This is a genomic window from Vibrio sp. Isolate33, assembly GCF_022397895.1.
Taxonomy (GTDB): Bacteria; Pseudomonadota; Gammaproteobacteria; order Enterobacterales; family Vibrionaceae; genus Vibrio; species Vibrio pomeroyi.
Genome location: NZ_JAKEUP010000005.1, coordinates 178,745 through 194,176, shown reverse-complemented (window position 1 = coordinate 194,176; position 15,432 = coordinate 178,745). Strand labels below are relative to the sequence as shown.

Sequence of the window (15,432 nt, the reverse complement as noted above, 5' to 3'; positions counted from 1 at the left end):
TTAATTTCAGGACAGAGATGTTTCGGTAGATCAGCATGCGAGTAATACTTGGCCCTATGGAGGGCGTTCTAGACCACCTAATGCGTGAAATTCTCACAGAGATCAATGATTACGATCTCTGTGTCACTGAATTTGTTCGCGTTACGGATCAATTACTGCCACCGCATGTATTCCATCGCTTGTGTCCAGAACTCCACCAAGGCTCTCAAACCATGGCCGGTGTTCCTGTTCACGTTCAACTGCTTGGACAGCACCCAAAATGGATGGCAGAAAACGCTATCCAAGCTGCAAGCCTTGGTGCGAAAGGGATCGACCTTAACTTTGGTTGCCCAGCAAAAGCGGTAAACAAAAGTAACGGTGGTGCGTCTCTACTGAAAGAGCCAGAGCTTATCTACCAAGTAGTCAAAGCAACTCGAGAAGCGGTGCCTGCACATATCCCTGTTTCCGCGAAGATTCGCTTAGGTTGGGAACACCCAGACGAGTGCTTTGAGATTGTCGATGCCATTGAACAAGCAAAAGCCGACGAACTAACCGTGCATGCAAGAACCAAAACCGGTGGTTACAAAGCCAGTGAAATCAAGTGGGATTACATCAATCAGATCCGTCAGAAAACCTCTCTGCCGTTGATTGCAAATGGTGAGATCTGGAATTACCAAGATGGGCAAGATTGTATAAAAACTACAGGCATCGATTCATTGATGGTCTGTCGTGGTGCATTCAATGTTCCAAACCTTGGTAACGTCGTTAAACACAACCACCAGCCAATGCCTTGGCAACAAGTGATTGCCCTGCTGCTACGTTACTCTGAGTTTGAAATTGAGGGTGATAAAGGTCTGTATTATCCAAACCGCGTAAAACAGTGGTTTGTGTATCTACGTAAAGAGTACCCGGAAGCTGAAGAGCTGTTTCGTGAGATCAGAACCTACAAAAAAGCGGCTCCAATCGTCGAGCAGATTAAACGTTATCAAGAGCAGTACTGCCAACCTGTTTAAATCTTCGAACAAGCTGGCTGTTCCCTACTTCTAACAATACGCCGATTGATTAACGTGGTTAAAATTCGAGACGGTCTTTACCCGTCGTCTTCGCCACGTAAAGCTTTTCATCGGCGTACTTAAATATCTCTTCAAAATTGAGCTTACTTTGCTCTGTTTCTACAATGCAGACACCGCCAGACACCGTGAATCCATTCGGAACAATATCGACTGATTTGACACTGATTGCATTCTTTACGCGCTCTAGTGTTCTCATCAGAGTTTCACGATCATCACCTTTCATGTAAACGACAAACTCTTCTCCACCAAACCTTGCGGCTACATCACTGCTGCGAACACTGTTACTGATCTGGCGCGACATATAACGAATCACATCATCACCTTTGTCATGGCCATAAGTATCATTGATTAACTTGAAATCATCGATATCAAATACCGTTAAGGCAAACAACTGATCGTGATCGACGCTTCGCCAAAACGCTTCTAAACCACGTCGGTTTAACAGCCCCGTCATTGGGTCTTTCGCAGCGAGCTCTTTGAAGTAACCCCGTTCAATAGTCGAATTGACGTAGAAAAAGATCGTTACAGAGAAAAGATAGACAATGATAGCAACGATAAGGCTGTCTTTCTCATACACGAAAAAGTGTTCGATCTCTATGGCGATATCCAATTCGTAATACATGGCATGGTGGGATGCGACACCTTCTAGATTAATCTCATGATAGAAAGCCGCGCTATCAATCGGCGCAGAGCGAGTGGTATCGATAATATCTATCCGACCTGCCAGATGCTCATTAGAGTTCTCAAGCAACCTGCCAGCATTAATATCCACCGACAGCATCCCTTGGTGAACGCCTTTATGGAATACAGGGATGGTCATACTGATCATGCGGTCAAGGGAATCAAAACGATAACCAGGGCCAGAAAGAGTGAGTTGGTCAGGGTTGTTGGCGGTTTTCTGCCAGTAAGGACGACTTTTTATAGTCGAGAGCAGCTCTTTACTCAGTCCTTTGGCAAAATCTTCCGGCGAAGAGATCACATAGCCACTCGTATCAATAAAGTGCACGCCGTCGTGGTATTCATCAAGCTGAGATAAAAACGAAAGAATAGGAGCTAGAGCTATCTTCTCTGAGGCGCTCTTATAGCTGTCACTAGTTTCGGAACACAGGGATTCTTGGCCGACTAGCATATAGTCGATATCGACAGAAGGAATGTCTGAAGTTTTACCATCCGCGAGGAGTAACACATCAATAGGCCAGATTTGGCAAAGCCCATCCACAACTTGTTTGTTGTGATCGAGAAAGAGAGGGTTTCCGGATTTGTAGTAGTTGGAGAAGCTGTAGTCTAGGGCCGTCACCACTTTTGTGGTTCTTTTGAACACCTCTTCGATACGATGGAACTCGCTGTCGATGTCTTTTTTAACCGAATCAAAATGGTTCTTTCCGATTAGACCAAGCAGCATCGTCGCAATCACCGCGGGAAAGCCGAAGATAAAGGTAAGGCTAAAGTGCCTATTTACTTTCATATAATTTGCTCTTAGCGCTCAGCTATTTTCATTTACCCCATTAATATTATTACATTAATTGTCATTTCCCACGAGGTAAAAGAGTGTAAATTGATATGAATCGATCTTTCCCATTCACTCGAAGCTTTAAAAGCTAGCCCAGACTAAGCAGGGCTAGCCTTGAGTGATTTAGTCCAGTTTATTGCCAACGTCAAAAATCATCGACTGCATCGCTGGAATAACTATATTTGCGGTACCGTTGCAGATCAAAACACGTTCTATTTGACCAAGCAAAGCGACCACTTCACCTTGCTCCTGTCCAAGCATCCATACAGGTAAAGCTAGCGACTTTTCTTTGTTAGATAAGTTTAGTACAACTAAGGTCTTTTCCCCTCCAAGGCAACGTGCAAGCACTAAGGTTTCAGCGTCACAATACAACTCTAAGTAATCACCACTTTGCAAGCTTCTTCGCTCTGTTCTCAAGCTAATCAACGCTTGATGGAATGAGAACCAATGGGATGTTTGCTCTGCTCCCCACGGAAAACATCTGCGATTATCCGGATCTTGACCACCTTCTAAGCCCACCTCGGTTCCATAATACAAACACGGTGTCCCAACGTAAGTGAATAACAAAGTCAGAGCTAATTTTTGTTTCGCTTCATCGCCATTGAGAAGCGTCAAGAGCCGTGCTGTATCGTGGCTATCCAATTGATTCAGTTGCGATAACTGATTCAGCCATGGCACCTTAGCTCTTGCTTCTGCTAACCAATCAGAGAAAGTGTACATATCAATATTGATGGGCTCATACGCGATATCTTGTTTCGCCAATAATGCGCGGACCGGATGGGCAAAACCGTAGTAGTTCATTGACCCGTCTTCTTGCTCTCCCTGTAACCATTGGCTGGCCTCAAAGAAATGCTCTCCCAAGATATAAGCCTCTGAGTTCTCATCCTTAGCTGAGTCACGGAATGCCTTTACATAATGTGCATTGTTATAGGCGCCCTCGCCTTCCCCTAGCATATGGATCACATCGAAACGCCAACCATCGATATGGTAAGGCGCTTTCAGCCAATGTTTGATCACTGACTCTTCGGATTGGTAGATATGATCTCGAACTGCTTCGTTAGAGAAATTTAAAACAGGAAGCGATGAGATACCTTTCCATCCTACGTACTGAGTCGAATCACTTGGTTTGAAGAAGTAGTAGTCATGATAAGGAGAATCAGAATGACCATAAGCCCCTTTCTCTGATTTCAGATTTGAACTGTTGGTTTTGAGTTTATCAAACCAAGGGTGCTCGACCGACGTATGGTTGAACACGGCATCTAAGACAATTTTCATATCACGTGCATGAATGTCGCTAGAGAGCGTCGCGAACTCTTCATTCGTGCCAAAGTGTGGGTCGACTTTGTAGTAATCGGTCGTGTCGTATTTGTGATTGCTCGGTGATTGGAAGATCGGGTTTAGGTACAAGGCGGTAATACCTAGATCTTGTAAGTAGTCTAGCTTGTTGTGAATGCCCGCTAAGTCGCCACCAAAAAACTCAGCAGCTCCTGTTCCATTGTGCCCTTCAACAGAATCGCCCCACTCTTTAACAACGACATCTAATGTGTTTTCTTTTAAGCGATATTCCCCGGCTTTAACACTGATACTCGGGTTACCATTGCAAAAACGTTCTGGGAAGATTTGGTAGAAGACCTGCTCCGAGACCCATGATGGTGGGCGGTGGTGGGCATTAAACTTGAAATGAAACTCACGGCTAGGAACGCGACTATGTACGCCTCTAGCATCAAGCCAGTGCTGTCCTTTCGAGTCGACTAACTTGAATACATAATGAGTAATGTCTTTGTCAGCATTGAGAGGAAAAGAGACTTGCCACACCGTCAACCGACCTTCAGTACCGACTTTGATCATATCAAGCAGATACTCTTCATTATCCGGCTCATGCCTCAAGAGAACCCTATTCCAATCACTGCGGTCAGTCATTAATTTAACGGTCAGAATGCCGTCTTTTTCGTGGAAGTAGTCGGAGGTTTGCGCATGAAAGATAAATGGCTTCATAGTGGTTCTCGAGCAATGTTTAATTTGCTTAAGATATGAAATTTTTTGTTGGCGACAATCAGAAAAATATCGTCAGTCAAAGTAGATCACGCTTTGTAGACCCACTTTGTTTTCAGTAAGACGATTTCTCTCAAAATGATCAAATGAATAGGCCTGTTACCAAGCGTAGATCGCGTTTGAAGTCGACCTATTAACGACTGACTACCGCGCGGTCGATCACTGATTGAGGCAGTGTCACACCTAACTCACGAGCAGCTTCTAGATTCACCACCAGCTGTGAGCTTTGTGCGGTTTTAACGCTCAATTTTCCAGGCTTTTGTCCATTGAGAATAGCCGCTACATAATCCGCAGTTTGTACCCCAACGTCATAATAATCTAAACCCAAACCTGCAATAGCGCCTTTTCCTACATAAGATGTAGCGCCTGCGACGACGGGCGTATCAGCTTGGTTAGCCGCGTTGATAAGACCTTCCATGCCGCTTGCAACAGTATTGTCCGTTAAGGCGTAGATAACATCCGATTTCTTTGCCACTGATTCTGCTTTTGATTCCACATCATCAATGGTGAGTGCTCTTTCTGTATAAAGGGTAAAACCAAAGTCTCGTGTCGCTTTCTTTAACAGTCCAACCAAGGCAACTGCATTTGCTTCTGCAGGGTTGTACACAACACCGATTGAGTTAGCTTCAGGAAGCAGTTCTTTGATTAATGACACATGCTGAGTGATCGGAGATAAGTCAGAAAGCCCCGTGACATTACGCCCAGGCTTTTCCAGTTGTTTGACGAGCCTAGCGCCGATAGGATCCGTAACCGCAGTAAACACGATAGGAATCGAGCGAGTCGCTGAGACTAAGGCTTGTGAGGTCGGTGTTGCGATACCTACCAATACATGGGGATTTTCACTGACGAGCTCTCTGGCAATTTTGGCAGCTTGCGCTGGATTCCCATCCGCCATTTCATAAGAAAACTCTAAGTTCTTACCGGGTTCATAGCCTTTAGCTCTTAAACCTTCAAGAAGCCCTAAGCGTGTTGCATTTAGATCTGGATGATCTACAACTTGTGACACCGATACCTTGGCAATATTTGCTGCCACACCACTAGCCCATAGTAACAAGCAACTGCTCAACGCAGCCGTTAATACTTTTCTTACAGAACCCATCAATACTCCCTTCATCAAGCGCTCGTTGTTATTGCTCGATCTAGAGAGAACACAACATTAAATTCACTATTGATATTATTACCAGTAAGTTTTGATAACTTGAAGTGATATTTAACAAAAACACAACAAAGCTCGAATTATGCGTCAAAAGGCTGGTTGGGTTGAATCCCTAGGTAAGAAACGAAGTGAATAACAAGAAGCAAATGAAACACACAACAAAGGGGAAGATGAGCAAACAGGATCAAGAAGAACGAATCTGAGAACATGCTATCAACGATGTGTAGCCGTTCTCAGACGATAGGGAGAAGTGAGGTTTTCTTAGAACCAGCGTTCCATTGAAGATTTGTCTAACTGACGGAATGCTCGATTCAGAATAATCGCCAATTCCTTATAACGAGGGCGTGGCTTCATTGGCTCTAACGCAAAACCCGTTTCAGTGATCTTCTCGTGCAGTTCGCGGTACCACGATACTAACGCTGGCGGAAGTTGTGTATTTGAGCGGTTACCTAACCACCACATGCCTTGAAGTGGCAAACTAATAGCAAACAAAGCCATAACCACGGCTTGTGGCATCGCTTGATAATTATTAAAGACCATTTGCGTAAGAACGCTGATAGCAGCTATCGCGGGCATCACCTTTACACCAAAGCGCGTCGCTTTAATGATGCGTTGCTCAGGGAAAATAGCGTTTAACTCTTTTCGAACAGGCCAGAGATCCATGTACTTTTGGCCATCTTTTAAACTGCTAGCTAAACCAACTCTATTGCTCATATGAGTCTCCCATTAAAAAAAAGTTGAAATCATCAACTAAAAACACAAAAATTTGACGAAAAATAATATTCTTTCAAATTTTTTTGTTATATTTGCACAATATCGCTATTATTTGCAGACCTCAATCTCATTGTTGCCCTTATTTACAATTTAAGCAACTTTGAGAAGACTTCTGCAAGGAATGCACAAGCCTCTTTTTTTGAAAAAGTGCGCTTTCACTTTATACGGAAATTAACGTTTTTTTGACCAAGGTTAGTACGCAAGCTACCGTGCTTCGTCTATTCTTGAGATTAATTTTCATCCTTAACTGATTTCGATCAGAAAAATTAACAGGTAGTCATTAATGTCTAAGCTAGTTTTAGTTTTAAACTGTGGTAGTTCTTCTCTTAAATTCGCTGTGGTTGATGCAGAAACAGGTGCTGAGCACCTAACTGGTCTTGCTGAGTGTCTGGGTCTTCCAGAAGCTCGTATGAAGTGGAAACTTGATGGCAAGCACGAAGCACAACTAGGCGCGGGCGCAGCTCACGTAGAAGCACTATCTTTCATGGTAGAAACTATTCTTGCTTCTAAGCCTGAGCTTAAAGCTAACCTTGGCGCTATCGGTCACCGTATCGTACACGGTGGCGAGCAGTTCACTTCTTCTGCACTTATCACTGATGAAGTACTTAAGGGTATCCAAGACGCTGCGACTTTCGCACCTCTTCACAACCCAGCTCACCTTATCGGTATCGAAGCGGCTCAACAGAACTTCCCAGGCCTTAAAAACGTTGCTGTATTTGACACTGCGTTCCACCAAACAATGCCTTCTGAGTCTTACCTATACGCTCTACCGTACAACCTGTACAAAGAGCACGGCATCCGTCGTTACGGCATGCACGGTACTTCTCACCTATTCATCACTCGTGAAGTTGCAGGCCTACTAAACAAGCCAGTTGAAGAAGTTAACATCATCAACTGTCACCTAGGCAACGGCGCTTCTGTATGTGCTATCAAGAACGGTCAATCTGTAGATACTTCTATGGGTCTTACTCCTCTTGAAGGTCTTGTAATGGGTACTCGTTGTGGTGACCTAGATCCTGCGATCATCTTCCACCTACACGACGCGCTTGGTTACTCTGTTGAAGAAATCAACAACATGCTAACTAAAGAGTCTGGTCTTGCTGGTCTAACTGAAGTGACTTCTGACTGTCGTTTCGTTGAAGACAACTACGGTGAGAAAGAAGAAGCAACTCGTGCAATGGACGTGTTCTGTCACCGTCTAGCTAAGTACGTAGCTGGTTACACTGCAACTCTAGAAGGTCGTCTAGACGCAATCACTTTCACTGGCGGCATCGGCGAGAACTCTGGCCCAATCCGTGAAATGGTTCTTAACCGCCTAGGCATCTTCGGCATCGAAGTTGACGGTGAAGCTAACCTTAAAGCTCGTTTCGGCGGCGAAGGTACTATCACTACAGCTAACAGCCGTATCCCAGCAATGGTTATCTCTACTAACGAAGAGCTAGTAATTGCTGAAGACACTGCGAAACTAGCAGGTCTTTAATTGATTTTCCTGACTAGCTTCACTCGAAGCTAGTCAGTTTTTCATATCAAGAAAATGGGGCTCAACTTCTATTCCTACCCCAATTTAAATATCGGTGGGAATAGCCGTTGAGCTTTTTTTATTTCCAATAGTCAAAGGTGTTCGTCAATGTCACGTACTATTATGCTTATCCCTACAAGCGCTGGTGTTGGTCTTACTAGTGTTAGCATGGGTGTTCTTCGCGCTATGGAGCGTAAGGGCGTAAGTGTTTCTTTCTACAAGCCAATCGCTCAACCTCGCAGCGGTGGTGATCAACCAGATCTAACGTCTACTATTATCAGCGTAAACAGCGACATTAAGATTGGTGAGCCAATCGCAATGACTAAAGCTGAAGCTTTGATCGGTAGCGAAAAAATGGACGTACTTCTTGAGTCTGTTGTTGAGCAATACAACAAGATCAACAAAGACGCAGAAGTAACGCTAATCGAAGGTCTAGTACCTACTCGTAAGCACCCATTTGCTAACCAAGTAAACGCGGAAATCGCGAAGACACTTGGTGCGGAGATCGTATTCGTTGCGACTCCTGGTACTGACAACCCTACGCAACTTAAAGAGCGTATCGAAGTAGCATGTTCTAACTTCGGCGGTACTAAGAACAAGAACATCAAAGGCGTAATCATCAACAAGCTTAACGCTCCTGTTGATGAAGCTGGCCGTACTCGCCCTGACCTATCTGAAATCTTCGACGATGCAGATACAGCTCAGCAAGCGAACCTTGAAGTAATGCAAATCTTCAACTCTAGCCCTATCCGTGTTCTTGGCTGTGTGCCATGGAGCATCGACCTAATCGCAACTCGTGCGGTTGATATGGCTAAGCACCTTAACGCTGAAATCATCAACGAAGGTGAAATCGCGACTCGTCGTATTAAGAGCATCACTTTCTGTGCACGTTCTCTACCGCACATGATTGAGCACTTTAAACCAGGTTCACTGCTAGTAACTTCTGCAGACCGTCCTGACGTTATCGTTGCTGCGGCTCTTGCTGCGAAAAACGGTGTTGAGATTGGCGCAATCCTGCTTACTGGCGGTTACGACATCCCAGAAAGCATTGCTAACCTATGTGCACCAGCATTCGCTTCAGGTCTACCGATCTTCAAGGCGCAAGGTAACACTTGGCAGACGTCTCTTAACCTACAGAGCTTCAACCTAGAAGTTCCTGCAGACGATAAAGAGCGTATTGAATTCGTTAACGATCACGTTGCAAGCCACATCGATGGCCCTTGGATTGACTCTCTATCTGAAGGCACTCAAGGCATCCGTCGTCTAAGCCCACCAGCATTCCGTTACCAGCTAACTGAATTTGCTCGTAAAGCAGCTAAGCGCATCGTTCTTCCTGAAGGTGATGAGCCACGTACAGTTAAAGCTGCGGCTATCTGTGCTGAGCGCGGTATCGCGACTTGTGTACTTCTAGGTAACCCAGAAGAAATCCGTCGTGTTGCTGCACAGCAAGGTGTTGAGCTTGGCGCTGGCGTTGAGATCATCGATTCTGCATCAGTTCGCGAAAACTACGTAGCTCGTCTAGTAGAACTTCGTGGCGCTAAAGGTATGACTGAAGTTGTAGCTCGTGAGAAGCTAGAAGATTCAGTATTCCTAGGCACTATGATGCTTGAAGCTGGTGAAGTTGACGGCCTAGTTTCTGGTGCTGTTCACACAACGGCGAACACTATCGTTCCTCCGTTCCAGATCATCAAGACTGCTCCTGATGCTTCTATCGTATCTTCAATCTTCTTCATGCTTCTGCCTGATCAAGTTCTTGTATACGGTGACTGTGCGATCAACCCAGATCCAACAGCTGAACAGCTTGCTGAAATCGCTATCCAATCTGCAGATTCTGCTGCGGCATTCGGTATCGACCCACGCGTTGCTATGATCTCTTACTCTACTGGTGAATCTGGTAAGGGTGCAGACGTAGATAAAGTACGTGAAGCGACGAAACTTGCTCAAGAGAAGCGTCCTGATCTAGTGATCGACGGTCCTCTACAGTACGATGCTGCTATCATGGAAAACGTTGCTGCTTCTAAAGCACCAAACTCTCCAGTAGCTGGTAAAGCGACTGTATTCGTATTCCCAGACCTAAACACTGGTAACACGACTTACAAAGCGGTACAACGTTCAGCAGATCTAGTATCAATCGGTCCAATGCTTCAAGGTATGCGCAAGCCAGTAAATGACTTGTCTCGTGGCGCTCTAGTAGACGACATCGTTTACACAGTGGCTCTAACGGCTATCCAAGCAGACCAAGCAGCTCAAGCTGAAGAAAAAGTAATTAACTAATTTTTCTTTAGTAGAAAGCAAAAACCCTAGATGTTTATCTAGGGTTTTTTTATGTCTGGAGTAAAGGAACTAACTGGTAAGCCTAGCCTCGGCCATGTGGCGATTCTAAATCTAACGCGGGTCCTTTAGGGACAACCTGAGTTGGGTTGATGCCCGTATGGCTATAATAGTAGTGACGTTTGATATGGTAAAAATCAGTCGTCTCTTTGATGCCTTCGATCTGATACAGCTCTTTTAAGTAGCCCTGAATATTTACGTAGTCCTCAATTCGCTGCTTGTTACACTTAAAGTGACCCACATACACAGCATCGAATCGGACCAAGGTCGTAAACAACCGCCAATCCGCTTCTGTAATCTCGTTACCCGCCAGATAACGGTGCTCGCTAAGATGGGCGTCCACTTTGTCTAACGCTTCAAATAACGCGTCATACGCTTCTTCATAAGCCTCTTGTGTGGTCGCAAAGCCGGTACGATAAACACCGTTATTGATGTTCGGATAGATGTAGTCGTTCCATTCGTCAATCTTGCTCGCCAACTCCCATGGATAGTAATCATCGGTGTTACCCGTTAGCTCATTAAATTCTGAGTTAAACATGCGGATGATTTCAGACGACTCGTTGCTCACAATGGTATTGGTTTTCTTATCCCATAAAACAGGAACCGTGACTCGACCTGAATAGTCCGGTTTGGCTTGGGTGTAGATTTGGTACATGCGAGTGTGACCGAACAGAGGCTCAGGCAAGCCCATTTGCCAACCTTCACTCATCATGTCGGGGCAAACTACTGTCACATCAATGTGATCGGTTAGATCTTTCAATTCACGGAAGATCAGCGTGCGATGCGCCCACGGACAAGCTAATGATACGTATAAGTGGTAACGACCACTTTCTGGCTCAAATTGCGCTCCTGGTTTGTTTTCAACCCAGTTGCGAAAGCCCGCATCTTCACGAACGAACTTACCACCGCTTTCTTTGGTGTCGTACCACACATCGTGCCAAACACCTTCAACTAACTTGCCCATATCCAAACCTCTGTGATGCTAACTTTTCTCTAGTATAAAAAAAGCCAACTTTTTCAAAACTAGAAGAAGTTGGCTTAGTTGTTCGAATATTTTGATGAAGCGTGTTGAGCGGACCAATAAGCCTAAACCTAAGACAAAAAAAGCGCGACTCTAATAACTAGTCGCGCTTAAGCCTGTCACAGGCTGAACCGTTTTAAATAGGCTCTAGACTTGTACGTGCAAGCAAGATACTGCGTGAACGTCATCGCCTTGAATCGATGGCTTAGTTTGCGCACACGCCTCTGTTGCTTGTGGACAACGAGTACGGAACACACAACCTGATGGCGGGTTGATTGGCGATGGTAGATCACCTTCCAACATCTGGATGGTTTTGCTGCGCTCTAAACGTGGGTCTGGAATTGGAACTGCAGACATCAACGCTTTGGTGTATGGGTGCTTAGGATCAGAGAACAATGCATCTGATTCGCCAAGTTCTACCGCGTTGCCTAAGTACATCACCAACACGCGGTCAGAAATGTGTTTAACAACCGACAAATCGTGTGCGATGAATACCAAAGACAAACCTAACTCTTTTTGTAATTCCTTCAAAAGGTTAACTACTTGAGCTTGGATAGATACGTCCAATGCTGAAACTGGTTCATCACAGATGATCATCTTAGGCTTCAAGATAAGAGCACGTGCGATACCGATACGCTGACACTGACCACCTGAGAACTCATGCGGGTAACGGTTGATTACGTTTGGTAGTAGACCAACCTTTGCCATCATCTCTTTAACTCGATCCTTCACTTCCTGTTTAGAAAGCTCTGGGTAAAAAGTCTCTAGAGGCTCAGCAATGATGTCACCAACAGACATACGCGGGTTTAGCGATGCTAGTGGGTCTTGGAAGATCATCTGAATCTCTTTACGAGTTTCACGACGCTGCACTTCCTGCATTTTAGTTAGGTCTTGGCCTAACCACATAACTTCGCCGTCTGTCGCTTCAACCAAACCAATGATTGCACGAGCAAATGTCGATTTACCACAACCAGACTCACCTACTACACCTAGCGTTTCTCCTTCGTAAAGGTGAATATCAACGCCATCAACAGCTTTCAGGTTTGACGGTTTTGCCCAAGGCCACGCTGATTTAGCTGCGATGCTAAAGTGAACTTTCAGGTCTTTAATATCTAATAATAACTGCTTATCTACACTCATTTTGTCCAAGTCTCCCAGTCAGAAAAACAAGCACGCTGACGGTCATTACCAAATGGCGTCAAAATAGGTGCTTCTTGCTTACAACGGTCCATTACACGGTGACAACGGTCTTGGTAAGGACAGCCTGTTGGCAGGCGAAGTAAGTTTGGTGGATTACCTGGAATAGTCGGTAGAATTTCACCTTCTGTATCCAAACGAGGAATCGCTTTCAGTAGGCCTTCTGCGTATGGGTGGCTTGGCTCGTAGAAGATTTCATCAACCGTGCCGTACTCCATTGTACGACCAGCGTACATCACAAGTACTTTGTCACATGAACCTGCAACCACACCCAAATCATGGGTGATCATGATGATTGCCGTGTTGAACTCATCTTTCAATTCGTTCAGCAACTCCATGATTTGCGCTTGAATAGTTACATCCAAAGCGGTAGTTGGTTCATCAGCGATAAGCAGTTTAGGACGACACAATAGTGCCATTGCGATCATCACACGTTGACGCATACCGCCAGAAAATTCGTGTGGGTACATAGTGATACGCTTGCGTGCTTCAGGGATTTTAACCGCTTCAAGCATGCGTACTGATTCTTCAAACGCCTCTGCTTTACCCATGCCTTTGTGCAGCATAAGTACTTCCATCAGCTGATCACTTACTTTCATGTAAGGGTTCAGTGATGTCATCGGATCTTGGAAGATCATCGCGATCTGTTCAGCACGAACTTTGTTCAGCTCTTTCTCTGGAAGGTTAAGAATCTCTTTACCTTCAAACTTCGCGCTACCCGAGATGATGCCGTTCTTAGCCAGCAGACCCATGATAGAGAATACAGTTTGTGATTTACCTGAACCTGACTCACCCACGATACCCAGCGTTTCGCCTTGGTTGAGTGAGAAGTTCAGATCGTTTACTGCGGTTACGATACCATCTTGCGTGGTAAATTCGACGCGCAGATCTTTGACATCTAATAAGCTCATTATTGCTTCCTTAATCTTTTATAGCTTTTAATTGCTATTTCTTTATCTGTCTTTTGGATCAAGCGCGTCGCGCAGACCATCACCTACGTAGTTAAAGCAGAACAACGTAACTACCATGAATGCCGCAGGGAACGTCAATTGCCAGATAGCAACTTCCATTGTTTGCGAACCTTCTTGAAGCAATGCGCCCCAGCTTGTCATAGGCTCTTGAACACCAAGACCAAGGAAAGATAAGAATGATTCTGTAAGGATCATACTCGGGATAAGCAGCGTAGAGTAAACCGCTACAATACCCAGTACGTTCGGTACAATGTGACGTGTAATGATCTTCCATTTGCTCACACCACATACGTGTGCTGCTTCAATGAACTCTTTACTACGTAAGCTCAGCGTTTGACCACGTACAATACGCGCCATATCTAGCCAAGCAATCGCACCAATAGCAACGAAGATTAGGATGATGTTACGACCAAAGAATGTTACTAGAACGATAACTAGGAACATGAATGGAACCGCGTACAAGATCTCTAGGATACGCATCATCACTCGGTCAGTACGACCACCGATGAAACCAGAAGCGGCACCGTAAAGCGTACCAATCAGTACCGCTACGAATGCACCCATCACACCAACCATCAGTGAGATACGGCCACCGATAAGCGTACGAACGTACAAGTCACGGCCTAAGCTATCTGTACCAAACCAGTGATCCGCGTTTGGACCTACGTGCATTGCGTACCAGTCAGTATCATCATAAGTGTACTGAGCTAGCATCGGTAAGAAGATAACTGCCAGTACCATAATAGTAAGGATGAACAGGCTGACCATCGCAGCTTTGTTACGCATGAAACGAATGCGAGCATCCTGCCACAAACTACGACCTTCAATCTCTAAACTCTCAGAGAACTTTTCGATCGCTTCTAAATTTTCTTTTTTCTTCAACATAACCAGTCCCTGTTAGTAGCGAATTTTCGGGTCAATCAGCGCTAGCAAAATATCAACGATTGCGTTGAACAAGATGAATAGGAAACCAATCAAGATGGTTACACCCATTACTAGCGAGTAGTCACGGTTAAACGCGGCGTTAACAAACAGCTTACCGATACCTGGTAGGCCGAAGATGGTTTCAACAACAACTGAACCTGTGATGATACCTACGAACGCAGGTCCCATGTAAGAAACAACAGGCAGCATTGCTGGCTTAAGTGCATGTTTTAGAATGATATAGCGGTAGCTTAGGCCTTTTGCACGTGCAGTTCGGATAAAGTTACTGTTTAGCGTTTCAATCATGCTACCGCGAGTAATACGAGCAAAGGTTGCTACGTAAAGAAGAGACATCGCGATAACAGGCAGCACGATGTACATGAATGTACCGCCATGCCAACCACCTGCTGGGAATATATTCCAGTGCAGGGAGAAAAGGTAAATAAGCGCCGGTGCCAACACGAAGGATGGCATCACCACCCCGAGCATGGCGGTCGACATTATGGTGTAGTCGACCCAGGTGTTGTGCTTCAAGGCAGCAATCGTCCCGACGGTGACCCCCATCAATAATGTGAAGATAAAGGCAACAAAACCTACCTTCGCAGATACTGGAAGTGCAACCGCGATCAGCTCATTTACTGTGTAATCTTGGTATTTAAACGAGGGACCGAAGTCACCTTGTAAGATATTTGTCAAATACGTGGTGTATTGTTCAAATACTGGTTTATCTAAGCCGTATTTAGCTTCGATGTTAGCCATAACTTCTGGCGGTAATGGACGTTCGCTTGAAAACGGATTACCCGGTGCGAAACGCATGAGAAAGAAAGATATAGTGATCAACACCAACATGGTTGGAATCGCTTCAAATATCCTTTTCATAATGAATTTAAGCATAAACTCACTCTTTCAGTCTGTGACAATTAAA

Annotated in this window: 12 protein-coding genes; 3 read left to right on the top strand and 9 right to left on the bottom strand. The window is 44.9% G+C overall.

The window, feature by feature from the left end:
* The first annotated feature begins 35 nt into the window (after positions 1–35).
* Positions 36–992, top strand: a complete 957-nt coding sequence (gene dusC, locus L1D37_RS10790) for a tRNA dihydrouridine(16) synthase DusC (protein ID WP_076656953.1) — start codon at positions 36–38, stop codon at positions 990–992.
* Positions 993–1,050: 58 nt separating this feature from the next.
* Here dusC and L1D37_RS10785 read toward each other — a convergent pair whose 3' ends face one another.
* The 4 genes from L1D37_RS10785 to yfbV all read right to left on the bottom strand — a co-directional run bounded on the left by L1D37_RS10785 (position 1,051) and on the right by yfbV (position 6,484).
* A complete protein-coding gene (locus tag L1D37_RS10785) occupies positions 1,051–2,517 on the bottom strand; it encodes a GGDEF domain-containing protein (protein WP_239847893.1) in 1,467 nt (488 codons plus the stop codon).
* A gap of 168 nt (positions 2,518–2,685) precedes the next feature.
* Positions 2,686–4,557 carry a maltodextrin glucosidase gene (gene malZ, locus L1D37_RS10780; protein ID WP_239847892.1) on the bottom strand — a complete coding sequence of 624 codons (1,872 nt, stop codon included), beginning with the start codon at positions 4,555–4,557 and terminating at the stop codon, positions 2,686–2,688.
* A gap of 190 nt (positions 4,558–4,747) precedes the next feature.
* Positions 4,748–5,713, bottom strand: a complete 966-nt coding sequence (locus L1D37_RS10775) for an ABC transporter substrate-binding protein (RefSeq protein ID WP_239830258.1) — start codon at positions 5,711–5,713, stop codon at positions 4,748–4,750.
* A 318-nt stretch (positions 5,714–6,031) separates the two neighbouring features.
* Positions 6,032–6,484, bottom strand: a complete 453-nt coding sequence (gene yfbV / locus L1D37_RS10770) for a terminus macrodomain insulation protein YfbV (RefSeq protein ID WP_017062168.1) — start codon at positions 6,482–6,484, stop codon at positions 6,032–6,034.
* A gap of 343 nt (positions 6,485–6,827) precedes the next feature.
* Here yfbV and L1D37_RS10765 point away from each other — a divergent pair, with 343 nt between their 5' ends.
* Together L1D37_RS10765 and pta are read left to right on the top strand one after the other, a co-directional pair.
* Positions 6,828–8,024 (top strand): acetate kinase, encoded by a 1,197-nt coding sequence (locus L1D37_RS10765; protein WP_010437209.1) that lies wholly within the window; start codon positions 6,828–6,830, stop codon positions 8,022–8,024.
* Positions 8,025–8,171: 147 nt separating this feature from the next.
* Positions 8,172–10,337 carry a phosphate acetyltransferase gene (gene pta / locus L1D37_RS10760; RefSeq protein ID WP_050633749.1) on the top strand — a complete coding sequence of 722 codons (2,166 nt, stop codon included), beginning with the start codon at positions 8,172–8,174 and terminating at the stop codon, positions 10,335–10,337.
* 82 nt (positions 10,338–10,419) lie between these two features.
* On the opposite strand, the gene L1D37_RS10755 is transcribed toward pta, so the two are convergent.
* The 5 genes from L1D37_RS10755 to oppB form a co-directional block, all read right to left on the bottom strand.
* Positions 10,420–11,358: a glutathione S-transferase family protein gene (locus L1D37_RS10755; protein WP_239847891.1), complete on the bottom strand. Its 939-nt coding sequence runs from the start codon at positions 11,356–11,358 to the stop codon at positions 10,420–10,422.
* A 204-nt stretch (positions 11,359–11,562) separates the two neighbouring features.
* Positions 11,563–12,555: a murein tripeptide/oligopeptide ABC transporter ATP binding protein OppF gene (gene oppF / locus L1D37_RS10750; protein ID WP_239847890.1), complete on the bottom strand. Its 993-nt coding sequence runs from the start codon at positions 12,553–12,555 to the stop codon at positions 11,563–11,565.
* A complete protein-coding gene (locus L1D37_RS10745) occupies positions 12,552–13,523 on the bottom strand; it encodes an ABC transporter ATP-binding protein (RefSeq protein ID WP_048659733.1) in 972 nt (323 codons plus the stop codon). The genes oppF and L1D37_RS10745 overlap by 4 nt, the downstream gene beginning before the upstream one ends.
* Before the next feature lie 42 nt (positions 13,524–13,565).
* Entirely contained in the window at positions 13,566–14,468 is a 903-nt protein-coding gene (gene oppC / locus L1D37_RS10740) for an oligopeptide ABC transporter permease OppC (protein WP_048662067.1), read from the bottom strand.
* A 12-nt stretch (positions 14,469–14,480) separates the two neighbouring features.
* Positions 14,481–15,401, bottom strand: a complete 921-nt coding sequence (gene oppB / locus L1D37_RS10735) for an oligopeptide ABC transporter permease OppB (protein ID WP_017062174.1) — start codon at positions 15,399–15,401, stop codon at positions 14,481–14,483.
* Positions 15,402–15,432 lie beyond the last annotated feature (31 nt).